General features: G+C 72.7%; 18 protein-coding genes, 1 tRNA gene and 1 pseudogene. 11 read left to right on the top strand and 9 right to left on the bottom strand.

The features are described from left to right. Positions 1–73 precede the first annotated feature (73 nt). Positions 74–1,897: an AMP-dependent synthetase/ligase gene (locus E6P78_RS07260; RefSeq protein WP_136202675.1), complete on the bottom strand. Its 1,824-nt coding sequence runs from the start codon at positions 1,895–1,897 to the stop codon at positions 74–76. Positions 1,898–1,946: 49 nt separating this feature from the next. Then, positions 1,947–2,972, bottom strand: a complete 1,026-nt coding sequence (locus tag E6P78_RS07255) for an LLM class F420-dependent oxidoreductase (RefSeq protein ID WP_136202674.1) — start codon at positions 2,970–2,972, stop codon at positions 1,947–1,949. Positions 2,973–3,258: 286 nt separating this feature from the next. Between E6P78_RS07255 and E6P78_RS07250 the strand changes: the two genes are divergently transcribed. The 4 genes from E6P78_RS07250 to E6P78_RS07235 are packed head-to-tail and all read left to right on the top strand — an operon-like array spanning position 3,259 to position 6,751. Further along, entirely contained in the window at positions 3,259–3,876 is a 618-nt protein-coding gene (locus tag E6P78_RS07250; protein WP_136202867.1) for a TetR/AcrR family transcriptional regulator, read from the top strand. 42 nt (positions 3,877–3,918) lie between these two features. Then, entirely contained in the window at positions 3,919–4,419 is a 501-nt protein-coding gene (locus E6P78_RS07245) for a DUF4334 domain-containing protein (protein ID WP_136202673.1), read from the top strand. Next, positions 4,416–5,504, top strand: a complete 1,089-nt coding sequence (locus E6P78_RS07240; protein WP_136202672.1) for an NAD(P)-dependent alcohol dehydrogenase — start codon at positions 4,416–4,418, stop codon at positions 5,502–5,504. The genes E6P78_RS07245 and E6P78_RS07240 overlap by 4 nt, the downstream gene beginning before the upstream one ends. A gap of 50 nt (positions 5,505–5,554) precedes the next feature. Further along, positions 5,555–6,751 carry a TetR/AcrR family transcriptional regulator gene (locus E6P78_RS07235; RefSeq protein ID WP_136202671.1) on the top strand — a complete coding sequence of 399 codons (1,197 nt, stop codon included), beginning with the start codon at positions 5,555–5,557 and terminating at the stop codon, positions 6,749–6,751. A 63-nt stretch (positions 6,752–6,814) separates the two neighbouring features. Here E6P78_RS07235 and E6P78_RS07230 read toward each other — a convergent pair whose 3' ends face one another. Then, on the bottom strand, positions 6,815–8,014 hold the full coding sequence (locus E6P78_RS07230; RefSeq protein WP_136202670.1) for an oxygenase MpaB family protein: 1,200 nt from the start codon (positions 8,012–8,014) through the stop codon (positions 6,815–6,817). Positions 8,015–8,681: 667 nt separating this feature from the next. On the opposite strand from E6P78_RS07230, the gene E6P78_RS33280 reads away from it, so the two are divergent. Next, on the top strand, positions 8,682–9,209 hold the full coding sequence (locus E6P78_RS33280; RefSeq protein ID WP_240799093.1) for a hypothetical protein: 528 nt from the start codon (positions 8,682–8,684) through the stop codon (positions 9,207–9,209). Between the two features lie 123 nt (positions 9,210–9,332). Here E6P78_RS33280 and E6P78_RS07220 read toward each other — a convergent pair whose 3' ends face one another. Further along, complete coding sequence (locus tag E6P78_RS07220) at positions 9,333–10,862, bottom strand: PucR family transcriptional regulator (protein ID WP_136202669.1); 1,530 nt, start codon at positions 10,860–10,862, stop codon at positions 9,333–9,335. Positions 10,863–11,088: 226 nt separating this feature from the next. Between E6P78_RS07220 and E6P78_RS07215 the strand changes: the two genes are divergently transcribed. From E6P78_RS07215 to E6P78_RS07205, 3 genes are all read left to right on the top strand, one after another. Beyond that, positions 11,089–11,925, top strand: coding sequence for an FAD binding domain-containing protein (locus E6P78_RS07215; protein WP_136202668.1), 837 nt, complete (start codon positions 11,089–11,091; stop codon positions 11,923–11,925). Then, a complete protein-coding gene (locus E6P78_RS07210; RefSeq protein ID WP_136202667.1) occupies positions 11,922–14,705 on the top strand; it encodes a molybdopterin-dependent oxidoreductase in 2,784 nt (927 codons plus the stop codon). Before E6P78_RS07215 ends, E6P78_RS07210 begins: the two co-directional genes overlap by 4 nt. Positions 14,706–14,852: 147 nt before the next feature. Next, entirely contained in the window at positions 14,853–15,347 is a 495-nt protein-coding gene (locus E6P78_RS07205) for a molybdopterin-dependent oxidoreductase (RefSeq protein WP_136202666.1), read from the top strand. A 73-nt stretch (positions 15,348–15,420) separates the two neighbouring features. On the opposite strand, the gene E6P78_RS07200 is transcribed toward E6P78_RS07205, so the two are convergent. Continuing rightward, positions 15,421–16,575 (bottom strand): lytic polysaccharide monooxygenase, encoded by a 1,155-nt coding sequence (locus E6P78_RS07200; protein ID WP_136202665.1) that lies wholly within the window; start codon positions 16,573–16,575, stop codon positions 15,421–15,423. A gap of 456 nt (positions 16,576–17,031) precedes the next feature. Further along, positions 17,032–18,054, bottom strand: a complete 1,023-nt coding sequence (locus E6P78_RS07195; RefSeq protein ID WP_136202664.1) for a LacI family DNA-binding transcriptional regulator — start codon at positions 18,052–18,054, stop codon at positions 17,032–17,034. A 367-nt stretch (positions 18,055–18,421) separates the two neighbouring features. Here E6P78_RS07195 and E6P78_RS07190 point away from each other — a divergent pair, with 367 nt between their 5' ends. Continuing rightward, complete coding sequence (locus E6P78_RS07190) at positions 18,422–19,810, top strand: cellulase family glycosylhydrolase (protein WP_168712580.1); 1,389 nt, start codon at positions 18,422–18,424, stop codon at positions 19,808–19,810. Positions 19,811–19,894: 84 nt separating this feature from the next. Here E6P78_RS07190 and E6P78_RS07185 read toward each other — a convergent pair. Further along, positions 19,895–19,968: transfer RNA gene (locus E6P78_RS07185), tRNA-Pro, on the bottom strand. Positions 19,969–20,019: 51 nt separating this feature from the next. Beyond that, positions 20,020–22,653 carry an AAA family ATPase gene (locus E6P78_RS07180; protein ID WP_136202663.1) on the bottom strand — a complete coding sequence of 878 codons (2,634 nt, stop codon included), beginning with the start codon at positions 22,651–22,653 and terminating at the stop codon, positions 20,020–20,022. A gap of 110 nt (positions 22,654–22,763) precedes the next feature. On the opposite strand from E6P78_RS07180, the gene E6P78_RS07175 reads away from it, so the two are divergent. Together E6P78_RS07175 and E6P78_RS07170 are read left to right on the top strand one after the other, a co-directional pair. Beyond that, complete coding sequence (locus E6P78_RS07175; RefSeq protein ID WP_136202662.1) at positions 22,764–23,258, top strand: DUF309 domain-containing protein; 495 nt, start codon at positions 22,764–22,766, stop codon at positions 23,256–23,258. Between the two features lie 105 nt (positions 23,259–23,363). Beyond that, entirely contained in the window at positions 23,364–23,747 is a 384-nt protein-coding gene (locus tag E6P78_RS07170) for a hypothetical protein (protein ID WP_206307744.1), read from the top strand. Between the two features lie 170 nt (positions 23,748–23,917). Here E6P78_RS07170 and E6P78_RS07165 read toward each other — a convergent pair. Next, positions 23,918–24,948, bottom strand: a pseudogene (locus E6P78_RS07165) (FAD-dependent oxidoreductase); the annotation flags it as partial. Positions 24,949–25,126 lie beyond the last annotated feature (178 nt).

Raw genomic sequence — 25,126 nt, 5'->3', positions numbered from 1 at the left:
CGGCCGGGGCGCGGGGGGACGGCCGCGGTGAACGGCCGCCCCGCCGCGCCCGGGACGAAGCGGGCGCCCCGGCTCAGTCCCGGTAGAGCCCGGACAGCGAGTCGGCGTACTTGTCCCGGATGATCCGGCGCCGCATCTTCAGCGACGGCGTCAGCTCGCCGGTCGCCGGACCCCATTCCTCGGCCAGCAGCTCGTAGCGCTTGACCTGCTCGCTGCGGTTGAGCCGGGCGTTGGCGGCGGCGACCGCCCGGTCCGTCTCCGCCCGGACGGCCGGGTGCTCCGCCAGCCCGGCCAGTCCCCCGTCGACGTGGACGCCGTTGGCCTCGGCCCAGGCGGGGGCGGCCTCCGCATCGAGGACCAGCAGGGCGACCAGGTAGGAGCGGTTGTCGCCGTGCACCATGGCCTGGCCGATCAGCGGGTGTTCCTTGAGCGCGTTCTCGACCAGGGCCGGCGAGACGTTCTTGCCGGTGGAGGTGATGATCATCTCCTTCTTGCGGTCGGTGAGCCAGAGGTAGCCGTCCTCGTCCATCCGACCGATGTCGCCGGTGGCCAGCCAGCCGTCGTCGTCCACGGCGGGCAGCACCGAACCGTCCGGCCGGAGGTATCCGGAGCAGACGGACGCGCCCCGCACCAGGATCTCCCCGTCCTGGGCGACCCGGACCTCCACGGACTCCACCGGGCGCCCGACCGAGCCGAGCCGGAACCCGGCCCGCGGGCTGTTGCTGGTGGCCACCCCGGTGGTCTCGGTCAGCCCCCAGGCATCCATGACGACGATGCCGAATCCGGCCCAGAACCTCACCACGTCGACCGACATCGGCGCCGACGCACTGGCCGACCAGGTCACCCGGTCCAGTCCGCCGGCGGCCAGCATGGGCAGCAGCACGTCCTCCCGCACCTGGGTGTAGCGCTTCTCCAGCTCGGCGGGCGGTGTCTCGCCCCGCTCGCGGTGTCCGACGTGCTCGCGGGCGATCTCGAACGCCTCCTCGATGACCGCCCGCTGTTCGGCCGGCATCAGCGACAGGATGCCGCGCACGGTCGCGGACAGCTTCTCCCAGATCCTCGGCACACCGAAGAACTGCGCGGGGCGCACCTCGCGCACCACGCCGGCGACGCTCGCCGGGTCGGCGCAGAGGTAGACGTGCGAGGCCCGGTGGCAGGGCAGGTAGATGCCCAGCATCCGTTCGGCGATGTGGGCGAACGGCAGGTAGCAGATGTGCTCGACGTGCGGCGGCAGCTCCACCACGGCGTCCAGGGCGAGCGCGTTGGACATCACCTGGCGGTGGGTCAGGACGACGCCCTTGGGCTCGCCGCTGGTGCCGGAGGTGTAGACGACGGTCAGCGGGTCCTCGGGGCGTGCCGTGTCCAGTTCCCCGGCGTTCCCCTCCGCCGCCGGCTCCCGGAGCAGGGCGGTGTACGGGACGTGCCCGCCCTCCGCCCCCGGCTCGGCCACCACCAGGCGCTCCAGCGGGGTGTCGGCGTCGGTCAGCAGCGGCTCCCACACCGCCACCTGCGCCGACCCGTCCACCACGGCGAGGCGGGCGCGGCAGTTGCGGGCGATGTGCGTGATCTGCTCGGGCGCCGCGGTGCCGTAGACGCTGACCGGGACCGCGCCGAGCCGGACCAGGGCCAGGTCGGACAGCCAGTGTTCGGGCCGGTTGGGCATCATCAGCAGGACGCGGTCGCCGGGGCCGACCCCGAGGGTCCGGTAGCCGGCGGCGAGGGTACGGGTGTGCTCCTCGACCTCTGCCCAGCTGTACGTCGACCAGCCGCCGCCGGTGCCCGCCGACCGCCAGGAGAGCGCGGGCAGTTGCGGGTACGTGTGTGCGTTGCGGGCCAGCAGCTGGGGCAGCGTGCGGTCGGCCGGGGCTTCGGGCAGGTCGCCGGTGGTGCGTGTCATCGGGGCCTCCTTGCGGATGGTGGACGGGGTGCGGTGGCATCCGCCGCGGTCACAGCCAGCTCCTGACGCGTTCGATCAGCCGGGCGGGGTCGGGGCCCACAGGGGTGACGTTGAGCATGGTCACGCCCGCTTCGCGGAAGACCTCGACGCGGTCGCGGACGTACCCCTCGGGACCGGCCAGGCACAGGCGCTCCAGCAGTTCGGCCGGGACCGCGGCCTCGGCCTCCTTCTTGCGGCCGGCGAGGTAGTGCTCCTGGATGGCCACCGCCTCGCCCTCGTAGCCGTAGGAGGAGACGAGATCGTGGTAGAAGTTGCGGCCGGGCGCGCCCATGCCGCCGACGTAGAGGGCGACGGTGGGGCGCATCAGGTCGCGGACCGACTCGGCGTCGTCGCCGATGGCCAGCAGGCCGCCCGCCACGACCCGGAGCGGGCCGAGCGCGGGGTCGCGCCCGGCGGCGCCTTCGCGCAGGGCCTTCCCCCAGACGTCGGCGGCGCGCTCGGGGACGTACAGGAACGGCAGCCAGCCGTCGGCGATCTCGGCGGTCATCCGTACGTTGGCCGGGCCCAGCGCCGCGACGTAGACCGGGATGGTGTCGCGGACCGGGTGGTTCAGCAGCTTCAGCGGCTTGCCGAGGGTGCCGCCCTTCTCCGGGGGCAGGGGCAGGTCGGTGATCCCGTGGTGCTCGATCACCTCGCGCCGCCAGATCCGCCGGGACAGCTCGATGACCTCGCGGGTGCGGCCGAGCGGGCGGTCGTAGCGGCGGCCGTGCCAGCCCTCGACCACCTGCGGCCCGGAGGCGCCGACGCCGAGGAGGGCGCGGCCTTCGCTGATCGCGTCCAGGCCTGCGGCGGTCTGGGCGATCAGGGCGGGGGTGCGCGAGTAGACGTTGACGATGGCCGAGCCGATCCGCATCCGGTCGGTCTTCGCGGCCAGGTACCCCATGACCGTCGGGGAGTCGAAGCCGTACGCCTCCGCCACCCAGACCGCGTCGAGTCCCGCGGACTCCAGGCCGGCGGCCCGGTCGGCGGCGGCGCGCGGGTCGCCGGCGTACGTCAGGGGTGAGGACAGTTCCATGGGTTCCTCTCTCGGCGTGCGACACGCACACCTCCACCCGGTCCGGGTCTACTGAGCGTTCGCTAAGAACGTAGGAGTGCGCAGACAGGTGGTCAACTCCCCGTACACCACGAGTTTTTACGGGCATCTACCGGAGAATCGGGAGCAGGCAGTACGCTGACCGCCGGAGTTCCCTGATCGAGCGCTAAGCACGTGGAACGAGGCACCTGCGACGCACGGGCCGCACGAAGTCGCCGATCGCCGCCCGTCCCGAGGAGAGCAGTTGAGCACCGAGACCAGCCACGACATGGCGCCGCCCGCGGAGCACTGGCGCTCCTACCGACCGCTCGACCTGCACCCGATCCTGATGCGCGCCATGGAGGCGTTCAACGAGCACGGCTACCACGGCACTTCGGTCCGGGAGATCGCCGGCCGGGTGGGCGTCACCGTGCCCGCGCTCTACTACCACTACGAGAACAAGCAGGCCCTACTGGCCACCTTGCTGGAGACGTCCATCAAGGACGTCCTGGACCGCTGCCGGGCCGCGGCCGCCGAGGCCGGGGACGATCCGCTGGCACGGTACTGCGGCATGGTCGAGTCGATCGTGCTCTCCATGGCCCACCGCCGCCAACTGGCCTTCCTCGACACGGAGATCAGGAGCCTGGAGCCGGAGAACCGGGCCCGATACGTCGCCCTGCGCGACTACCTCGAACACATGTTGCTGGACACGGTGGAGGCGGGCCGCGCCCGGGGCGTGTTCAGCACACCGATCCCCGCCGACGCCGTGCGCGCGGTGCTCACCATGTGCCAGGGAGTCGCCAACTGGTTCCGCGCGGACGGTCCGCTCACCGCCGAGGAGGTCGCGGAACGGCACGTCCTGCTGAGTCTGGGCACCGTGGGCCACCCCCCGGCGGCCACACCCTGAATCCCCGCTCCGACGAGGCAGCACCGACGAGAGGACACCCGAATGAACGTGCTCGACGCCCGCGCCCGGTTCCAGGAACTGCGGGAGAGGAGCGGCCTGATCGATCCCGGCGAACTCGACGCCGTATGGACGGCGTTGGACACCGTCCGTCCGCAGGACATACTCGGCGAGTGGAAGGGCGGCGAGTTCCGCACCGGCCACCCGCTCGAAGGCATGCTGGCCGAGGCCGACTGGTACGGCAAGACGTTCGCCTCCGTGCACGACGCCAAGCCGCTGATGTGCCGCAACACGGCGGGCGAGCTGTACTCCAACCTGGAACTCGGCCAGGGCGAGGCCAGCCTCTGGACGGTCGAGTTCCGCGGCGAGTCGACGGCCACCATGGTCTACGACGGCCGACCGGTCTTCGACCACTTCAAGCGGGTGGACGGGACGACGCTGATGGGGATCATGAACGCCAAGGGGGTCCCCGCCGAGGGCCCGTTCTACTACTTCTTCCTGGAGCGGGCCTCCGAGGCACCGCCCGCCGCCGGCGAGGGCGCGTGAGGCACGTCCGCGCGGCGGTCACCGACGCCCCCGGCGCCCCGTTCACCGTCCGGGACGCGGACCTCCAGGACCCGCGCCCGCACGAGGTGCTGGTGCGGATGACGGCGGCGGGCCTCTGCCACACCGACCTCGCGATGCAGGGCACCTGGCCGCGCCACCTCACCCCGATGGTCTTCGGCCACGAGGGCGCCGGCCGGGTCGAGGCGGTGGGTGCGAAGGTGACCGGCGTCGCGGCGGGCGACCACGTCTGCCTCACGTTCGCCAGTTGCGGGGCCTGCGAACAGTGCGCGGCGGACCACCCGGCCTACTGCCTCGCCGCGCAGACCCTGAACTTCTCCGGGGGCCGCGCCGACGGCACCACACCCCTGTCCATGGCGGGCGCGCCGCTGCACGCCGGCTTCTTCGGCCAGTCCAGCTTCGCCACGTACGCCGTCGTCCATGAACGCGGCGTCGTCCAGGTGCCGTCCGACCTGCCCGCCCCGGTCGCGGCCCCACTGGGCTGCGGCGGCCAGACGGGCGCCGGTACGGTGCTCAACCGGCTGCGGCCCGCACCGGGTTCCTCGCTGGTCGTCCTGGGCGCCGGCGGGGTCGGCCTGAGCGCGCTGATGGCCGCAGTCGCCGTGGGCTGCGATCCGGTGGTGGCCGTCGATCCGGTCGCCTCCCGCCGGGAACTGGCCACCGCGCTCGGCGCGGCGGCTGCCCTGGCCCCCGGGGACGGCCTGGCGGCGGCGCTGCGCGAGCTGACCGGCGGCGGCGCGCACCACGTCGTGGAGACCACCGGCCGCCCGGAGATGGTCCGCCGGGCCGTCGGCGCCCTGCGGCCGCGCGGTGAACTCGCCCTGCTGGGCCTCGGCGGCGAGGTGGCCTTCGACGTGACGGGCCTGCTCGCCAAGGGCGTACGGGTCCATGGGGTGATCGAGGGCGACTCCGACCCCGGTCGCTTCATCCCCGAGTTGGTCGCCCTGCACCGGCGCGGCCTCTTCCCGCTCGACCGGCTGGTCACCACCTTCCCGTTCGAGGAGATCGGCAGGGCCGCGGCCGCCATGGGGGACGGCAGCGTGGTCAAGCCGGTCCTCACCTTCTGAGGCGACAACGGCGGGCCGGCCTGCTGACCCTGTGTGATTGACTGATCCGCATGGTCCCAGCCCCTCGATCCGCCCGCCGGGCCGCGACCGGCGACCGGACGGCGGCGTCCCGGCCCCGTAACCGCAGGCAGCTGATCCTCCAGGCGGCCGGGCGGGTCTTCAGCGAGCGCGGCTACCACACGGCGTCCATGGAAGAGGTCGCCGCCGGGGTGGGTATCACCGCCGCCGCCCTCTACCGGCACTTCCCGAACAAGTACGCCCTGTTCGCCGAGTGCGCCGACGTCATGGTGGACGGGCTGGTCGCCGCGCTGGACCAGGTGCCGCCCGGCGCGCCCCTGACCGACGTGCTGCTGCCGCTCTCCCGGATCACCGTCACGCATCGCGCGTCGGGCGGTGTGTACCGCTGGGAGGCCCGCTACCTCAGCCGCGAGGACCGGCGGCGTCTCGCGGCGAAGTTCGGCCGCCTGGTCGAGCGGGTGGACGAAGCGGTGCGGCGCGAGCACCCGCTGCCCGACGACCGCCTGCGGGCCATGGCCGCCCTCGGTGCCATCGCCTCCATCACGATGCACCACACCTCCATCGCGCAGCGCAGGGCCGAGGACCTGTTGCTGGCGTCCGCGCTGGACGTGGCCGCCTGCGATCCCTCGGCGGACCGGCCCGCCGCGCACCCCGTCGAGCTGCCCGCCCAGCCGGTGCCGCGAACCCGGCGCGCGCAGATCCTCGCCGCCTCCGTGCCGCTGTTCGCCCGGGACGGCTTCGCCAGTGTCACGAACGGGCAGATCGCGCGGGCGGTGGGGCTGACCCCGTCCGCGCTCTACCGCCACTACCCCGGCAAGATCGACATCCTGGCGGCGGCGTGTCTCCAGGCGGCGGGGCTGCTGGCCCAGGGTGTGGAGCAGAGCCTGAACGGGGTGGCGGGCCCGCACGAGGCCATCGTCGCGCTGGCGGCGACGTACGTGGCCTACAGCTTCGAGCACACCGCACTCAACAGCGTCGCCGAGGCGGAGGTCGCCGGTCTGCCGGCCGATCTGCGGCGGCCCCTGGCCCTGGCCCAGCGGGAGCACATCGCCGTGTGGGAACAGCAGTTGAGGCTGGTCCGCCCGGAGCTGGACCCGCGCCAGGCCCGGGTGCTGGTGCACGCGGGGTTCGGCGTGGCGGTCGAGGCGGGACGCGGACTGCGGTGGCGGGACAGCCGGCGTCACCGTGAGATGGTGACCGCGCTGGTCGTGAGCGCGCTGGGCCTCTGAACGTCGGCTCCCGTCCGGGTTCTCTGTGCCCGCCCCGGGGCGGGCACAGAGGGATCGGTACGCTCAGGCCGCCCTGTTCCCGGTGGGGATGGTGATGGGCGTGGTGGCGCCTGATGAGCCCTTGTTGAGGAAGAGCATCGCAAGTCCGCGCACCATCTGGTCGATCGCGTAGAACGTTCCCGGCATGATGGGCGAAAGCCCTTCACGGAACAGGATGTACGCCGGCCACGCGGTGCGGACCAGGGCGGCCGACACGTAGTCACGCTTCAGCCCCAGCCAGTCGCCGACCGCGTCGCTGAGGACGTAGCGCACGAACTCGTTCATGAACCCGCGCGTGACGCCGAGGTCGATCTGCGCGGTCAGGCCGAGCAGTTCCTCGGCCAGTGCGATGCCCTCGGTCGTCGGCGTGAGGATCGGGGTCAGCACCTGCGCCGACTGCGCCTCCGCCGCCGCCCAGGTCTGGGGTATGTACTCGTCCGGCACGCCGAGCAGGTGGATGGCGACCTGCCACGAGTGCAGGAACGCCTCCTGGTCCGCCGCCGAGAAGGGCACCTTCCAGTCGAGCAGCTTCCGGTGCACATAGGTGCCCAGGCTGTGGAAGGTGACCAGGATGTCGGCGGCGCTGATCGGGACGGACTCGTCGGCGACGGCCCGCCAGTGCGGCGACTGCGGCAGCAGGTGGCGCACCGCCGCGTGCACCACGCGGGTCTTGTTGGCGGTGACGACGAACTGCCCCTGCGGCCGGAAGGCCCCCAACTGGGACAGGTCGTAGCCGAACGTGAACGTCTTGGCCGCCCGGTCCTGCATGTTGGTGCCGCCCGCCGACCAGTAGACGCTCCTGGCCTCGCGCGGGATCACGGTGCTCATGATGCCGCTGCCGAGGCCGTACAGCATGAACAGGTACGTGTCCTTGCGCCGGTTGAAGTCGGCGGCGCGGTCCAGCTTGGTCTGGTCGGCCCAGGAGGGCAGCCGGTTGACCTGTCGCAGGTAGGCGCTGAACTGGGCGGGCAGCCCGGTGGGCAGCGGGTCGTTGTTGTTCACCCACGACGCCCACGCGGTGTTGATCGCGGGCACGTGGCCGTTCTCCAGCATCGACACCATCAGAGGGTCCGCCGTGTCGTCCCAGATCCACCGCGGGCCGGTCCCGGCGTCGGCCGCCGTCGCCGGGCCCGAGGACGCCCACGCCCGGGCCGGGTCCGCCACGCCCGCGAGGCCGAGTGCGGCACCGAGCGTCAGTAGCTTTCGCCTGCTGAGATTTTCCATTGACTTACCTGCTTCCGTGAGGGACCAGACAGTTCCAGGCGCCTTCTCAGACTTGCTGTTTGCGCGATCGACGCGCTGTGGATCTTGTCACGCAGATGTGATTTCTGATTAACATAGCGAGGTGCGTTGCCGTCGGCAATGGTGGTGACCGAGGGCGCGTGCGCGAGGCATCATGGAGGCTGCCCGTACGCCTCCTGGAGCGAGGACACCGCATGGACACCGACACCGGACGCCGTGGCCCGCGTGCGACGGCCGTGCTGCGGGGCCTGCGCGCACCCGGAATCGCCCCGTGGGCCCACCTGTTCGAGCCTTCGGCGCCGCCCCGGCCGGGAGCACCGCGCGCCGTGTTCCTGGGTGTGTCCACGATCCTGCTGGACGACGGGGACACCGCGATCCTCACGGACGGGTTCTTCGGCCGCCCGGGCCTCCTGCGGATGCGCCTGGGCCGGCTGCGCCCCGACCCCTCACGCATCGCGGCGGGTCTGCGCCTGGGTGGTATCGACCGGCTGGACGCCGTGTTCGTGGTCCACTCGCACTACGACCACGCGTTGGACTCCCCCCAGGTGGCCGCCGCCACGGGGGCCCGGCTCATCGGCTCCCCGTCCACCCGCAACATCGCCCGGGGCAGGGCTTCCCCGACGACCTTTTCCAACTGGCGCCCGTCGGCGTGCCGTTCACGGTCGGGCGCTTCACGCTCACCGCCCTGCCCGCCCGGCACAGCCCGGGCGACATCGCCCCCGGCCGCATCGACCGGCCGCTACGGCCTCCGGTCCGGGCCACCGACTACCGGACCGGCGACTGCTACACCCTGCACGTCCGCCACGGCACCCGTGAACTCCTGATCCACGCCAGCGCCCACAGCCTCCCCGGCGCCCTCGACGGCCACCACGCGCAGACCGTGTATCTGGGGATCGGCGCGCTCGGTCATCAGGACGAGGCGTTCCGGGAGGAGTACTGGCAGCGGCTGGTCACCGCCACGGGGGCCCGGCGGGTCGTCCCCATCCACTGGGACGACTTCTTCCGCCCCCTCGACCGGCCCCTGCGGCCGTTCCGCGCGTTCCTCGACGACTTCCCGGCCACGATGGACTTCCTGACCCGCGCGGCGGAACGTACGGGAGTCGCCCTGGCCCTGCCCGTTCTGGGCCGCCGGGCCGACCCCTGGCCGGACGACGGTGCGCCCGGCCCCCGTTCCTGACGGGAGCCCGGTGCACTCGTTCCTGCTGGACCGCCCACGACGATGCGGCCGTCCCGGTCGACGCGGAAGTTGCAGCCGATGTCCGGCCGGCCCTGCGAGTCACGGGGCGGGGCGGGCGGGCCGTCAGCAGAGCAGTGCGGCGCGCAGGTCGACCCGGTGGTCGAGGCGGGACAGGTCGCGGCCGGTGAGGATCTCGATGCGCTGGACGCGGTAGTGGACCGTGTTGACGTGGACGTGCAGGGCCTCCGCCGTCCTCGCCCAGGAGCAGTCGCGCGCGAGGAAGACCTCCAGGGTCTCCAGGAGCATCGCGCCCGACCTGGCTCCGCCCTTCAGCAGCGGACCGAGGACCGTCTCACGGTAGACCTCCCGCACATCGGCCGGGACGCCGGCCAACAGCAGGGCCAGCTCGTCGAGTTCACGCAGGTCGGCGACCGGCAGGGGCGACAGGGCCGGGCCGCGGGCCGCCGCAAGGGCGTAACGCGCCTGTCCCAGTGCGGTGTTCAGCTCGGCGGGCGTGGCGACCGGTGTGCTCAGGCCGACGCACCAGGTGCTCTCCGGGCAGCGGTCCTGGATCAGGGGCCACACCTCGCGCAGCCGCTCCCCCACGTCGGGCGTCGTGCCCTCCTCGTGGGCGACGACCGCTGTCGACTCGCCGCCGACGCCCTGGGCGACGGCGAAGGCGACGTGCGGCAGGTGGCTCAGGGCCTCGGTGAGCGCGGCGACGCCCTCCCCGCCGGTGTCCCCGTGCGGCTCCAGCACCGCGGTGACCACTGTGTACGCGGTTCGGCCGGCCAGTCCGCAGGACTCCAGCGCGCCGCGCAGCCGGCCGGTGTCGGTGCGCAGGGCGCCGGCGGCCTCCACGAGGCGGCCGGCCGCCGGTCCGCGGGCCGCGCGGTAGCGGTCCTGGCGGCGCCGGTGTCGGCCGAGGAGTCCGGATATCTCCTCCAGGACCCTCGGCGGCACCTGGCCCTCCTCGGGGAGGTGCAGGTACCAGGTGTCGAAGACCGTGCCCTCGGACTCGACCCGCACGGTCGTGCCCCGCCCGCCGCGCAGGGCCTCAACGGCCCGCCGGGCGGGGAGCGGAGCGGCGCCGCCGGTGCGGGCGACGGTCCGGCCGCTGCCGGTGAGCAGATGGCAGTCGGGCGTCCCGAGGTGGGCGAAGGCCCGGTCGAGCAGTTCGCCTGCCGCCGCTCCGTTCTCCAGCGCGCGGTCGAGGTCCTGGCGGACGTTCTCCGGCAAGGCGTGGTGGCTGGCGGGGCCGCCGCTGAGCTCGCCCCACTGCCGCAGGTAGACGGCCTCGGTGACGGCCCGGAAGCTGGTCTGCGGGGGTACGGCGATGAGGGCGACGCGGTGCCTGCGGCAGGCGTCGACCAGTTCGCGCGGCACCTCCCCGTGGGTCTCCTCGCCGGCCAGCAGCGCCACGGCACCGGCCTCCCGCAGGGCCGACACGAAACGGTTCGTCCTGGCCGGTCCGCCGCTCCGGTTCCACCACACGAGTCCGCTCAGCACGACCTCGCCCGGCTGGAGGAAGCGCGCCGGGTCCTCCAGATCGGTCGCGGTGACCCCGGCGATCTCCTGACCGAGCAGCGTCTCGTCGCCCCAGACGAGGGACAGGTCCAACCGGTCGAGCCGGAGGAGGTGGTCGACGTGCATACGAGACTCCTTGCGCGGTCACGGGACGGGCCCGCACTCGCATTCACGAGGCGAATACGAGTCACTGCATCGTAGATGCACAGTTGGAGACGTAAAACAGCTCTTGGTTGATCATCCAGCCGGAGGTGCCCGGAGGGGGGGTGTTTTCCGGATTCCCATCCAGTCGTGCCCGGGGCCCGCGCGGGCTTCACTGACCTCAAGGCATCGGTCGGAAGGCTGGGACGGGATGGATCTGCACACGATCACCGACGTGAGGGACGCGCGTCTGCGCGAGCCGTGGCGGGCGGGCGACGCATGGCTCGGAGGCGGTACGTACCTGTTCTCCGAGCCTCAGCCGCAGCTGCGGCGGCTGATCGACCTGAGCCGGCTGGGCTGGGAGCCGCTCACCCGTCACGCGGACGGCTCGCTGGAGATCGCCGCGACCTGCACGATCGCCCAGCTGTCCCGCTTCGGGCGGGGCTCTCTCCGGGCGCCGGCGGCCCCGCTCTTCGAGCAGTGCTGCCGGGCCTTCCTCGCCTCGTTCAAGATCTGGAACATGGCGACCGTCGGCGGGAACCTGTGCAACGGCCTCCCGGCCGGCCCGATGATCTCGCTGACCGCCGCGCTCGACGGCAGCTGCCTCCTCCAGGCGCAGGACGGCTCCGCGCGCGAGGTGAAGGTGGCCGACTTCGTCCGGGGCGCGGGCGTGAAGGACCTCGCGGCCGGCGAGTTGCTGCGTTCGGTGACACTGCCCGGCCGGGCACTGGAGTGCCGTACGGCCTTCCGGCAGGCGTCGCTCTACGGGCTGGGCCGGTCGGGCGCGCTGGTCATCGGCACACTCGACCCGGTGGACGGCTCGCTGGCGGTGACGGTGACCGCGGCCACGACCCGGCCCTTCCGGTTCTGGTTCCCGCTTCCGCCGACGGCCGCGCGGCTGCGGGCGGCGGTCGACTCGGCGGTGTCCGGCTCCGAGTGGTTCGACGACATCCACGGACTGCCCGAGTGGCGCCGGCACATGGGCCTGCGCCTCGCCGAGGAAGTCCGCCGCGAGCTGACCCACACATTCGAGAGGGGCGAGCTGTGAGCTTCGAACTCCACGTCAACGGCAAGGCGTCCGACACCGAGCCGCGGGCCGGCCAGTGCCTGCGGACCTACCTGCGCGAGCGGGGCTGGTTCGGGGTGAAGAAGGGCTGCGACGCCGGGGACTGCGGCGCGTGCACCGTCCACGTGGACGGCGAGCCCGTGCACAGCTGCCTCTACCCGGCCGCACGCGCCGAGGGCCGTACGGTCACCACCGTCGAGGGCCTGGCCTCCGCGGACGGCGAACTCCACCCCGTACAGCGCAAGTTCCTCGACGCACAGGGCTATCAGTGCGGGTTCTGCACCGCCGGGTTCCTCATGACGACGGCGGCGCTGGAGGCGGAGCGGGGTACCGCGCACGACGACGGCAAACTGGACGACCTGCCGCGCGCCTTCAAGGGCAACCTCTGCCGCTGCACCGGCTACCGGGCGATCGAGGACGCGGTCCGGGGCGTACGGCACACCGAACGGCCCTGCGCCGGGCAGGCGGTGGGCCGCAACGTCGGCGCTCCGGCCGGGCCGCAGGTGGTGACCGGGACCGCCCGTTACACCTTCGACGTCGAGGTGCCGGGCCTGCTGCACATGAAGCTGCTGCGCTCGCCGCACCCGCACGCCCGGATCGTCGCCATCGACACGGCCGCCGCGCTGCTCGTACCGGGCGTCGTCGCCGTCCTCACCCACGAGGACGCGCCGGCGGCGCTGTACTCCTCCGCCCGGCACGAGCATCCCACCGAGGACCCCGACGACACCCGGGTCCTGGACGACGTCGTGCGGTACGTGGGCCAGCGGGTCGCGGCCGTCGTGGCTCGCAGCGAACAGGCCGCCGACGAGGGCTGCCGGCGTGTCGAGGTGACGTACGAGGAACTGCCCCACGTGACCGATCCCGAAGCGGCGATGCGTCCCGGCGCGCCCGTCATCCACGCCGGCAAGGGGCCCGAGGCGCGCATCGCCCGGGTCGAGAACAACGTGGCGGGCGAGGTGCACGGCGAGGTCGGCTCGGTCGAGGACGGCTTCGCCGAGGCCCACGTCGTCCACGAGGAGACCTTCCGGACCCAGCGGGTGCAGCACGCCAGCCTGGAAACCCATGGCTGCGTCGCGTACTTCGAGCCGAAGGAGGACGGCACCGGGGAGCGGCTGACCGTGCGCTCGTCGACCCAGACGCCGTTCCTGACCCGGCGGGCGCTCTGCGCGCTGTACGGCCTGCCCGAGGACGAGGTCCGGGTGGTCGCGGGCCGGGTCGGCGGCGGCTTCGGCGGGAAGCAGGAGATGCTCACCGAGGACATCGTCACCCTCGCCGCGCTGAAGCTGCGGCGGCCGGTGAAGCTGGAGTACACCCGCGCCGAGCAGTTCTACGGTGCCACCACCCGCCACCCCTTCCTCATCGACGTCAAGGCCGGAGCCCGCGCCGACGGCACCCTCACCGCCCTGCGGATGCGGGTGGTGTCCAACACGGGGGCGTACGGCAATCACGGTCCGGCGGTGATGTTCCACAGCGTCGGCGAGTCCTTCGCCGTCTACCGGGCCCCGCACAAGAAGGTCGACGCGTACTCCGTCTACACCAACGTCGTGCCGGCGGGTGCCTTCCGCGGCTACGGCCTCGGTCAGGTCACCTTCGCCGTCGAGTCCGTCATGGACGAACTGGCCCGCCGCCTCGGCATGGACCCCCTGGTCTTCCGTGAGAAGAACATCATCGGTCCCGGCGATGCCATGGTCGGCCCGATCGGCGAGGAGGAGGACCTGCACATCGCCTCCTACGGCCTCGCCCAGTGCCTGTCAGTGGTCCGGAGGGCCATAGCCGAGGACCGCAGCGCCGACGAGGCCCCCGAGGGGTGGCTCGTCGGCCAGGGCACCGGCATGGCGATGATCGCCACCGGTCCCCCCGGCGGCCACTACGCCGACGCCCGGGTCTCTCTCCTGCCGGACGGTACGTACGACATCGCCGTCGGCACAGCGGAGTTCGGCAACGGCACCACCACCGTCCACAAGCAGATCACCGCCGGCGCCCTGAACACCACCGCGGACCGGATCGCGATCCGCCAGTCCGACACGGATGTCGTCCGCCACGACACCGGCGCCTTCGGCTCCGCCGGCACGGTCGTCGCCGGGAAGGCCGTCCTGCTCGCCGCGACCTCCCTGGCGCAACGGCTGTCCACCCTGGCCGCCCGCCACACGGGAGTGGCCCGGCACCTGTGCGTACTGCGCGCCGAGTCCGTCGACTGCGCCGGGCGGCTCGTCACGCTCAAGGAACTGTACGAGGCGGGGCACGCCCTCGGCGCGGTGGAGGAGCTGGCGGCCGACGGGCACTGGGGCGGATCACCGCGCTCGGTCGCCTTCAACGCCCAGTGGTTCCGCATCGCCGTCGACCCCGGCACCGGCGAGATCCGCATCCTGCGCAGCGTCCACTCCGCCGACGCCGGCAAGGTCATGAACCCGATGCAGTGCCGCGGCCAGGTCGAGGGCGGGGTCGCCCAGGCCCTCGGCGCGACGCTCTTCGAGACCGTCCGGGTCGATGAGCGCGGCGAGGTCACCACGGCCGCGTTCCGCCGCTACCGGCTTCCGCAGTACGCGGACGTGCCCCGCACCGAGGTGCACTTCACCGAGACGTCCGACGCGATCGGCCCGCTCGGCGCCAAGTCCATGAGCGAGAGCCCGTTCAACCCGGTCGCGCCCGCGTTCGCCAACGCGCTGCGGGACGCCACGGGCATCCGTTTCACCGAGCTGCCGGTGACCCGCGACCGCGTCTGGCTCGCCCTGGACCGGCAGGCGCGGGACATCGGCCGATAGACCAGCCGAATGCGAGCGCCCGTCTCGTAGGAAGCTCACACATGCGAGGCGAACAGGCTCATTCGCATAGCAATCGCGGTTCACCGCTCCGGCGGTCGGGTATCACTGCGCGCAGCCGCCGCACCGACCGCCGCGAGGGGACCGACGATGAGCCGACCGAACACCGCCCCGCGTCCCACGCCCGTCCGTACGTTCTCGCTGTGGGGGGACATGGCCGACCCCGTGACCCCCACCGTCGCCCGTCTGCGCCGGGACTGGGAGCAGCACCGGGCCGAGGTGGTCTTCGACTGCGCCACCTCCGGACCGCAGCGCCACACCTTCGCCGGCCCGCTGCTGCGCGAGGTCGTGGCCGTGGCACAGCCCCGCTTCGGCCCTCTGCGCCGCAAGGAGCGCTCCCGCTTCCTGCTCGCCGTGAGCGGCGGCGACGGGCATCACACCGTGCTGTCCTGGGCGGAGATCGACGCCGACTTCGGCAACGCGCCGGTTCTGCTGGCGACCCGGATGGACGGCCGGGACCTCGACGAGGCCGGCACCCAGTTCGTCGTCCCGCACGACCGCCGCGGTGCCCGTTACGTCAGTGCCGTCACCGGAATCCGGCTCGGCTCCCACCGCCGCACCGGTCTCCTCCCGGCCGAGGCGTGAGTCCACCGGCCGGTGACGCGGCAGCGCTGGTTTCAGCGTGGGAAGCGGAAACCGGCGCTGCCGCCTTCAGCGGCTACGGGTTGACGCAGCCGATCGAGCCGACCGGGAAGTCGTTACCGGTCGATGTCGCCGTGAACCCGAAGGTCACGCTGGAGTCCGGCGGGATGGTCCGGTTGTAGTCGGCGTTCTTGACGGTGACGGTGCCGTCCGACCCGGTCGTCAGCGCCCCGTTCCATACGCTGCTGATCTGGGTGCCGGCGCCCGGCTTCCACTGGACCGCCCAGCCCTCGCGTGCCGTCGTGTCGTGGTTCATGACCTCGACGGAGCCCTGGAAGCCACCGCTCCAGGAGTTGGTCACGCTGTACACCGCCATGCACCCGGTGTGCGGGTCGGTGGGGTTGGTCGGGTCCGTCGGGTTGGTCGGATCGGTGGGGTTGGTCGGATCGGTCGGGTTGGTGGGGTCCGTCGGGTTGGTGGGGTCCGTCGGGTCCGGGGTGGGCGTGCCACCCGAGCCGCGCATGCCGGTCACCTCGCCCTTGCCGCCGTCGAAGACGATGTCGGAGCAGGAGAAGAAGTTCTCCTGGCTGTCCGAACGCACCCACTGGATGAACATCAACGCGTCACCCGAGCGGCCCGACGGCAGGTCCAGATTCCAGTAGTAGTGGCCGCCGTCCGTGCCCGGCGAGCCCACCTGCGGCGGGTTGGTGACGGTCTCGATCAACTCCAGGTCGTTCCAGCCCAGTTCGCTGGTGGACGAGTATCCGGGCTTGGTCAGGTACACCCGGAACGAGCCGGGGTGTGCGGCCCAGTTGCTGTGCTTGACCTCGATCGTGCTCCCGGACGTCAGGTGCGTCCGGGGCCAGTCGGCGCGGGCGGCGTTGTATCCGGTGAAGTTGTACGGCGACCGGTCACCGGCGCTGCACAGCTTCCCGTCCGGTACGTAGCCCTGGCCCCGCCCGCCGGCGTTGGAGTCGAGCACGGCGAACCAGTTGTACAGCGAGCTCGCGCCGCTCTCGGCGAGCGCGGCCTTGCAGGCCGCGTTGGTCGGGTCGAGGGCGCCCGTGCTGGTCTGGGCGTCCAGGTAGCAGAGGTAGGTGCGCGATCCCGGCATCATCGTCACGCCGTGCGCCTGCGCGCTGCCCTGGCCCAGTAAGGTCAGGGCGATTCCGCCGAGCAGCGTCGCGAACGCCGCGATCAGAGAAGCGAGTTGTTTCCTGCGTCGAGCCATGGTGTCTCCTGTGCCTGTGTGAGGACTGCCTTCCGGTCGGACCTTTCTCCTCTTGTACGGTCGGAGCTTTCTGTTCTCCTGTGGGCACCGTGCGTGAGGGGGCCTTCGTCTCCCCGGAGGCCGCGCCCACGTGGGGCCGGGGCGGTCCGGGGCGGTCTGCGTAGGTGGGGGCGGGGCGGGGTGGGGGGGGTGACCGGGCGGGCCCGGGGCGAGTTCAGGAATGACGGGATGGGGCGGCAAGGGTGTCGGAAGCGCCGACCGCCACGCTTGGGAGCGCTCCCACTCGATGGTTCGTAGGGACTGTAGGAGCTAGGCATGCCCCTGACAACCCCTTAGGACGGAATGCGTCGCACGAACCCCGGCCGGGGCGGTCCGGGGCACGGCAAGGCACGCGGAGCGGCCGTCACGGCGCCGACCGGCCGCTCAGGCGGTCGCAGCGGTGCGCGGGACGACGCCTCAGGCCGACTCGCGCACCACCAGCCGGGTCCGCAGGATGACATGGCGCCAGGCCACCTCCGGCTGGCCCATCTCCTCCAGCAGCAGCCGTACCATGGTCCGGCCGATCTCCTCCATCGGCTGGCGGACCGTCGTCAGCGCCGGCTCGGTCTGCTCGGCCAACTCGAAGTCGTCGAAGCCGACCACCGCCACGTCCTGCGGAACCCGGCGGCCCGCGGCGTGCAGGGCGGCCAGCGCACCGGCAGCCATGCTGTCCGACGCGGCGAAGACGGCGTCGACCTCCGGGTGCCGCTCGATGAGCCCGGCCATCGCCCGCCGCCCACTGGCCTCGGTGAAGTCGCCCCCGGCGACCAGGGACGGCACCTCGCCGAGCCCCGCGTCGCGCAGCGCCTCCCGGTAGCCGCGCAGCCTGCACCGGGCGACGTACATCTCGGGCGGGCCCGCGATGGCGGCGATGGTCCTCCGCCCGCCGCTCACCAGATGCTCGACCGCGGCCCGCGCACCGCCGACGTTGTCGGCGTCCACATAGGTCACCCGCTCCTCGCCCGAGCGCCTGCCCAGCAGCACCGTGGGCAGCCCGGCGTCGGCGAGCATGTCGGGCAACCGGTCCCCCGCCGGTACGGACACCAGCAGGGCCCCGTCGACCCGGCCGCCCCGCACGTACTCCACGAGCCGCTGCCGCTCGATGTCCGTGTGCACGAGGGTGAGCAGCAGTTGCACACCCGCCTCCGTCAGGGCGTCCCCGACCGCCCGCGCGATCTCCGAGAAGAACGGCTCCCCGAACAGCCGCCAGTCCGACTTCGTCATCACCAGCGCGACCGCGTCCGCGCGCCGCCCGGCCAGTGAACGCGCGGCCAGATTGGGCACGTAGTCGAGTTCGTCGATGGCGCGCTGCACGGCACGGCGTGTGGACGCCTTGACGCCCGACGCGTTGTTGATCACCCGGGAGACCGTGCCCCGCCCCACTCCGGCCAGAGCGGCCACTTCCTCCAACGTCGGTGTTCCGGAACCCCGTTTCAGCATGCTCCCACCCCCAAGAACAACCGATCCTACGGCCCGTCGGCGGCGCCGGCGGGGCCTTCGGCGGACCGTCCACGAGCGCGGGGATCTCACGGCCTCCGGGGCAGCGCGGCCGGCGAGCGGGGCCCGTCCGGCGCGCAGCCCTCGGCGCGGCGCCAACTACCAATCCGGTCCGACCGCTTGACGGAGCGTCTGGCAAACCCCGAGATTGGGAGCGCTCCCATTTTCACGGTGCCCCCTTGACCCACTCCGGCACCGGGCTGCGCCGACGCTCCTTCCGCTCACCTGGCGAAGTCCGACCGCTCCTGCCCCACCAGCTTTCGGGAGCGCTCCCATCACGTCGTCCCCGCTTCATACATGGAGGAATGCTGTGAAACGCCTATTGGCTCTACTGGCGACCTGTGCGACGACCCTGGGTCTCACGGTCGCATTCAGCCCCCATGCGGTGGCCGCCGTGGGATGCAAGGTCGACTACACGGTCACCAGCGAGTGGCAGGGCGGCTTCCAGGCCGGGGTCAAGGTCACCAACCTGGGCCAGCCCGTCAACGGCTGGACGCTCGCCTTCACCCTGCCGGACTCGGGCCAGAAGGTCGACCAGGGCTGGAACGCCACCTGGTCGCAGTCCGGCTCCACGGTCACCGCCGCCGGCGTCGACTGGAACCGCTCGCTGGCCACCGGCGCGTCGGCCGACCTGGGCCTGGTGGGTTCCTTCACTGGCGCCAACCCGAAGCCCACGGCCTTCACGCTCAACGGCGTGGCGTGCACGGGCTCCGTGGGCGACGAAACCACACCGCCCGACCCGGGCGACGGCACCTCCTCCGGCACTCCGGTGGGCATCAACGGGCAGGTCCACGTGTGCGGCGTGAACCTGTGCAACCAGTACAACCGCCCCGTACAGCTGCGCGGAATGAGCACCCACGGCATCCAGTGGTTCAGCCAGTGCTACAACGACGCGTCCCTGGACGCGCTGGCGGACGACTGGAAGGCTGACCTGCTGCGCGTCGCCATGTACGTGCAGGAGGACGGTTACGAGACCGACCCGACGGGCTTCACCAACCGTGTGAACGGCCTCGTCGACATGGCCGAGGCGCGGGGCATGTACGCGTTGATCGACTTCCACACCCTGACGCCGGGCGACCCGAACTACAACCTCGACCGCGCGAAGACGTTCTTCGCGTCCGTCGCCGCCCGCAACGCCGACAAGAAGAACGTGATCTACGAGATCGCCAATGAGCCCAACGGGGTGAGCTGGGCGGGCATCAAGAGCTACGCCGAGCAGGTCATCCCGGTGATCCGCGCGGCCGACCCGGACGCCGTCGTCATCGTCGGCACCCGCGGCTGGTCCTCGCTGGGCGTCTCGGACGGCTCCGACGAGAACGAGATCGTCAACAACCCCGTCAATGCCGACAACATCATGTACGCGTTCCACTTCTACGCCGCGAGCCACAAGGACGCCTACCGCACCACGCTGAGCCGGGCGGCCTCCCGACTGCCCATGTTCGCCACCGAGTTCGGCACGGTGAGCGCAACCGGCGGCGGAGCGATGGACCGGGAGAGCACCACGGCCTGGCTGAACCTGCTCGACCAGCTGAAGATCGGCTACGCGAACTGGACCTACTCCGACGCCGACGAGAGCAGCGCCGCGTTCCGGCCCGGCACCTGCGACGGCGGTGACTACAGCAGCAGCGGTGTGCTGACCGAATCGGGGGCACTGATCAAGAGCCGGATCAGCACCCCGGACAACTTCCCCACCAGCTGACCGAGCACCGACCGGTCCCCAGGAACGGCCGAGGGCCGGTTCCGGATGCCTCCGGAACCGGCCCTGACCTGCGACTGTCTCCAGTCGGGACGACAGGATTTGAACCTGCGACCCCTTGACCCCCAGTCAAGTGCGCTACCAAGCTGCGCCACGTCCCGCCGCGATTCCGCCCGGTCGGACCGGGTGGCCGCTGCAGGACAAACATTACCTCACTCGGCGGACCGGATCGACGCGCGTGCCTGCTGGGCGCGGGTCGCCAGTCCTTCCGCGCCGCAGGCCGTGGCCAGCTTGTGGGCGCGGGCCAGCTCCCGGGGCGAGCGGGTGGCGATGCCGAAGTCGACCAGGGCCTGGGCGAACTCGAACGCGGAGGGTGACGCCTCCAGGTGGCGGACGGCCTCGCCCAGGAGGTGCACGGCCTCCTCCGGGCGGGCGAAGAGCGCGACGCAGCGCAGGGCCTCGCCGATGGCGGTGTCCGTGCCGAACCGCTCCGCGTGGACCCGGGCGGTGTTGGCGAGCTGAGCGGCGCGGCCCGGGTCGTCCTCGGACAGGGCGCGTGCCAGGTCGCCGGCCCAGGGGCCCCAGATGCCGTTGAACCTGCCGCGCGGCTCCATCGCCCGCCCGGCCGCCTCCAGCTCGGTCACGGCCTCCTTCGTACGGCCTTCGGCCAGGAGCAGGCGGCCGCGGACGCACGGGGCGTCGGGCAGCACCATGGCGCTGGGATAGGGCAGGCCGAAGTCGTAATGGTCGGCGACCTTGCGTGCCTCGGCGACGCGGCCCCGGGCCAGGAGGGTGTCGATGAGCAGGCAGGCGGCGTCCCAGTGGACGGGGAGTCCGCTGCCGACCCGGTCGGCGAGGCGCAGCCCCTCGCGCAGGAAGCCCTCCGCCTCGGCGAGGCGTCCCCGGCGGCGGTGGACCAGGCCCAGGAGGGTGTGCGCGAAGGCCAGGTGGGCGCCGCTCCAGCCGGAGATCTCGAAGGCCCGGACCGCTTCGCCGAACAGTTCCTCGGCGCGGTCGAGCCGGTCGGTGAAGGCGTACGTGATGCCGACCAGGGCCGGGAGCTCGAAGCCCCACTCGGTGTCGGTCCAGCCGAGTCCGCGTGCGGGGTGGCCGTCGACCAGGGCGCGTTCGCAGAAGTCGACGATGATCTGGGCGTTCTCGCCGCGCAGCATGGCGTCGAACGCGCGCAGGGTGAGCAGGGCTCGTTCGGCGTTGTCCCGGCCGGTGAGGTGGTCGGCGTTGGCGGCGAGCCGGCGTGAGCGGCCGGGACCGTCCTCCTCGGTGGCCTGCATGCCCTCCCAGAGGAAGTGCGCGGCCTGCAGGCGCATCAGGCCGGGGCCCGGCGCGGTACGGTCCGCCTCGGCCGCGAGGGCCAGGGCGGCTTCCTTGAGCTGGTTGTTGTGGGAGAGCGCGGCGGCGAGCCGGAAGGTGGCGTCGACCCGCAGGTCGTCGGCGAGGCCGGGCATGTCGAGGGCGGCCCGCAGGTGCTGCACGGTGGTGGCCGGGGAGCTGAGGAGTGTCGCGCAGCCCAGCTCGTACAGCAGGGTGGCGCGCACGTCGTGGCGCGGTGGCTCCTTGAGGGCGCGCTCCAGGCAGCGGCGGGCGGCCTCGGGCGCGCCGACGGCGAGGTGCTGTTTCGCGGCGGCCCGTAGTTGCTCGACCAGTTCCTGGTCGTCGTCGGGGTGGACTTCGAGCAGGTGGCGGGAGGCCGCGGCGGGGCCGAGCCCGGCCCGGGTGATCGCCCAGGCGGCCCTGCCGTGCATGGCCGTGCGGGTGGCCGGCGGGATGGAGCGGTAGACGGCGGAGGCGATCAGCGGGTGTACGAACTCCAGCGGGTCGAAGCCGCTGACGATGCGGGCCTCGCGCAGCCGGGCGGTGCAGTCGGCCGCCTCGGCCGGGCTCATCCCGGCCAGGGTGGCGGCGAGGTCCTGGGAGATCTCGGTGCCGAGGACGGCGGCCGCCCAGGCGAACCGGTTGGCGTTGGTGCCGAGCCGTTCGAGCCGGGCGACGAGGCCGCTGCCCCGGGCGGACGCGCCGAGTTCGCGCAGCAGCCCGGCGGACTCCTCCAGCGGGACCAGCTCGCGGTCCTGGACCTTCGCGACGAGCTCGACCGCCTCGTAGGGGTTGCCGCCGGTGACGGCCCACACCTCGCGGCAGAACGGATCGTCGGCGTGCTCCCCGAGGGCCGCGCGGGCCAGTTCGGCGGTGGCGTCGGGGGTGAGGGCGCGCAGGGCGACGCGGATCTGCGCGGGGTGGCCGCCCGCCGCGTTGCGCGCGGCCTCGCGGGCCGCCAGCTCCTCGGGGCGGTGGGCCTGGACGACGAGCACACGCAGGTCGCCGAGGCGGGCGGTGAACGAGGCGAGCCAGGCCAGGGATTCGCCGTCCGCCCAGTGGGCGTCGTCGATGAGGAGCACCAGCGGGCGGTGGCTCAGCCGGGAGGCGAGGCGCTTGACGACGTAGTCGAGGCCGTCGCGCACACCTTGCGGATCGGGTTGCGGGCCGGAGGGCTCGGCGAGTCCGAGGGCCGGGGCGGCGATGTCGAACCAGGAGCCGAACAGGGCCCGTACGTCGTCCGGCGGGAACTGGTCGAGCGCGGGATGGAGCAGTTGCCGCACGACGTGGAACGGCACCGAGGTGACCGTCTCACCACCGCGTGCGGACCAGATCGTGCACCGGTCCTCCGCCATGGCCCGGATCTCGGCCAGGAGCGCGGTCTTGCCGATGCCTGCTTCGCCGCTGTAGATCAGCAGCCCGCCGGTCGCCTGCGCACCGCAGAGCGCGTCGATGGCTTGCGCGGCAGTGGCGAGTTCCGGTTCGCGCTCATAAAGCGGCCGGGACGGCTTCATGCCTAGCCTCCCCCAAAGTCGTGACCATGGTGGTCGAGCCTAGTCGTGCGCTGGTCCCGACCGACAGGGGTTCGGACAGTTCGCCGCAGGTGCGGGGCACAATCGGTGGTGTGAACGAGACACGCAGGGACCGGGACACCGAAGGCAGGGCGCACAACGCGCGCCCCCGCGACGGGCTGGGCCGCCCGCTGCCGTACGGGACACCGGGGGTGGAGCGGCAGCCGGAGGGTGTGGTGCGCACCCCCGAGGAGACCGTGCGGGAGGCCCAGCGGCTGCTGGACGCGGGCATGCCCTTCCACGCGCACGAGGTTTTCGAGGACGCCTGGAAGTCGGGCCCCGACGGGGAACGGGAGTTGTGGCGCGGGCTCGCCCAGCTGGCCGTGGGGCTGACCCATGCGGCCCGGGGCAACGCCACGGGCGGGGCGCGGCTGCTGCGGCGGGGCGCGGCGGCCCTGGAGGCGTACGGGACGGCCGGGGCGCACGGGATCGGGGTCGGGGCCCTGGCCGGCTGGGCGCGGGAGCTGGCGGCGCGGGTGGAGGGCGTGGGCGCGGAACCGGTCGACGCGGCTGCCGAGGCGCCGACGCTCCGGGCGGACGCGTCGTAGCCGGGGCTGGGCCACGGGCGGGGGTGCGGCGAACTCGGCCTGGTTTCGACGGTGTTGGTTGACAACGGCGAACAGGTGCGGGTGGAGCCATTACGATCCGGCGTCATGAGCACTTCTGACCAGGACCGGACCGTGGACGCCCCGATAGCCGACGACGCAGCCGAAGACGTGACGGAGGAGGTCACGGACGATGTCGTGGAAGGCGAGGGTGTGGCCGAGGACACCGGCGATCGCCGGCTGACTCCGCGCCAGGCGAGACGGCTGCGCATCGTGCTCTCGTCGGTGGGGATGGCGGCGATGGCCGTGGTGCTCGGTCTGCGGATCGCGAGCCGGTCCTCCGTGCTGGTGGTCGGGGTGTACGGGCTGGCGCTGATCCTCTGCGGGGTCGTGATCGAGCTGAGCCGGAACGGACGTACCAGGCTGGGCAGTTGGCTGCTGGGGATCGGGCTGGTCGCCGCGATCGGTTCGGACTGGCTGCTGATCCCCTGAGCCGCTGACGCCTCCCGGGGCCGCTGATTCCCGAGCCGTGACCCCTTGGGCCCGCTGACCCCCTGGACCCCTGATCCCCTGGGCCCCTGATCCCCTGGGCCGCCGACCCCTTGGACCTCTGATTCGTCGGCCCCCTGATCCCCTGGGCCGCTTGCCCCTCGGGCCGGCGGTCAGCCGATCCGGATGTGGACCGGGCCGCCCTGCGGGTCGGCCCGGTCCCGCCAGTCGGCGGCCAGGGGGAAGGTGCGGCCCGGCGGGACGGCCCGGGCCGCACGGCGGCGGTGCAGCACCGCACCGTCCTGGCTGACTACGAGCAGCGGTGCGGTCATCCGCCGGCCCGTCCGCAGGAGGAGAGGACCGCCGCCGGGCCCGGTCAGGTTGGGTGCGATCCATTTCAGCGGTGCCTCGACGGTGAGAGGCGGCCCGCTCGCGGGCCAGGCGCCGGTGGCCAGGTGGCGCAGTACGGGGGCGGTGACGGCCCGGCCCTCGCGCGCGGCGGTGACCGCGCCCTCCCCTCCGTGCAGGAGGTTGCCCACGGCGAAGACCCCCGGCTCCCCGGTGCGGTACGCGGGGTCGTGTGCGGGGCCCAGGGTGCCCGGGTCCATGGGCAGCCCGCCACGCCGTGCGAGTTCGTGGTCCGGAATCCAGTCGGCCGTGAACACCACGGTGTCGCAGGCCAGGGTGGTGGTGCGGCCGTCCTCGTGGCGCACCCGCACACCGGTGAGCCGGGGGCGGCCGGTCAGGGCGGTGACGGTGCTGCGGGTGAGCAGGGTGTCCCGACGCCCGTCCGCACGGCGGCGAGGGGGCGGGGCGGGTGGTCGGTGACCCGAGCGACGAGGTGGACTCCGGCGGTGCGCAGGGTGTCGGCGGCCGCGATGCTGACCGGTTCGTCGCCGACGATCACCGCGCGGGTGCCGACGGGCTGGTGGTGGAGGTGGACGGTCTGCTGGAGTTCGCCGGTGGTGTAGACGCCTGCGGGGCGGGTGCCGGGGACGAGCCGTGCGGCGCGGGGGCGTTCGCGGGCGCCGGTGGCGAGGACGACGGCCCGGGCGGTGATCCGTTCGAGGCCGCCGGGGCCGGTGGCGTCGAGGGTGCGGGGCCCGGCCCAGCCGGTGGCGGTGACGCCGGTGCGCAGCGTGGCGCCGGCCCGCCTCGCCTCGGCCGCGCAGTGCAGGGCGTAGGCGGGTCCGCTGAGGTCGCCGACGAACTACGCGTCGATCGCGCTGGTCACCGTCCTGGTCCTGGGCACCGTCTGGTGGTTCATCGCGCGACGCTCGTACGGCACGCCCTCGGGTTACGGGAACGCGCGCGAGCAGGCGCAGATCGAGGAAGGCATCATCTGACCGGGCTCACCCGGTCCGCCGGTCCCTTCGGACGAC

Source organism: Streptomyces sp. A0958, assembly GCF_004795035.1.
Taxonomy (GTDB): domain Bacteria; phylum Actinomycetota; class Actinomycetes; order Streptomycetales; family Streptomycetaceae; genus Streptomyces.
The sequence above is the reverse complement of the archived record's forward strand: the minus strand, read 5'-3'. Positions and strand labels throughout refer to the sequence as shown.

Coding starts and splice junctions, on each gene's coding strand:
- E6P78_RS07230 (WP_136202670.1), bottom strand. CDS start 8,014: ATGGAAAATCTCAGCAGGCGAAAGCTACTGACGCTCGGTGCCGCACTC.
- E6P78_RS07250 (WP_136202867.1), top strand. CDS start 3,259: ATGGCGCCGCCCGCGGAGCACTGGCGCTCCTACCGACCGCTCGACCTG.
- E6P78_RS07205 (WP_136202666.1), top strand. CDS start 14,853: ATGAGCCGACCGAACACCGCCCCGCGTCCCACGCCCGTCCGTACGTTC.
- E6P78_RS07235 (WP_136202671.1), top strand. CDS start 5,555: ATGGTCCCAGCCCCTCGATCCGCCCGCCGGGCCGCGACCGGCGACCGG.
- E6P78_RS07255 (WP_136202674.1), bottom strand. CDS start 2,972: ATGGAACTGTCCTCACCCCTGACGTACGCCGGCGACCCGCGCGCCGCC.
- E6P78_RS07180 (WP_136202663.1), bottom strand. CDS start 22,653: ATGAAGCCGTCCCGGCCGCTTTATGAGCGCGAACCGGAACTCGCCACT.
- E6P78_RS07260 (WP_136202675.1), bottom strand. CDS start 1,897: ATGACACGCACCACCGGCGACCTGCCCGAAGCCCCGGCCGACCGCACG.
- E6P78_RS07195 (WP_136202664.1), bottom strand. CDS start 18,054: ATGCTGAAACGGGGTTCCGGAACACCGACGTTGGAGGAAGTGGCCGCT.
- E6P78_RS07170 (WP_206307744.1), top strand. CDS start 23,364: ATGAGCACTTCTGACCAGGACCGGACCGTGGACGCCCCGATAGCCGAC.
- E6P78_RS07200 (WP_136202665.1), bottom strand. CDS start 16,575: ATGGCTCGACGCAGGAAACAACTCGCTTCTCTGATCGCGGCGTTCGCG.
- E6P78_RS07245 (WP_136202673.1), top strand. CDS start 3,919: ATGAACGTGCTCGACGCCCGCGCCCGGTTCCAGGAACTGCGGGAGAGG.
- E6P78_RS07215 (WP_136202668.1), top strand. CDS start 11,089: ATGGATCTGCACACGATCACCGACGTGAGGGACGCGCGTCTGCGCGAG.
- E6P78_RS07220 (WP_136202669.1), bottom strand. CDS start 10,862: ATGCACGTCGACCACCTCCTCCGGCTCGACCGGTTGGACCTGTCCCTC.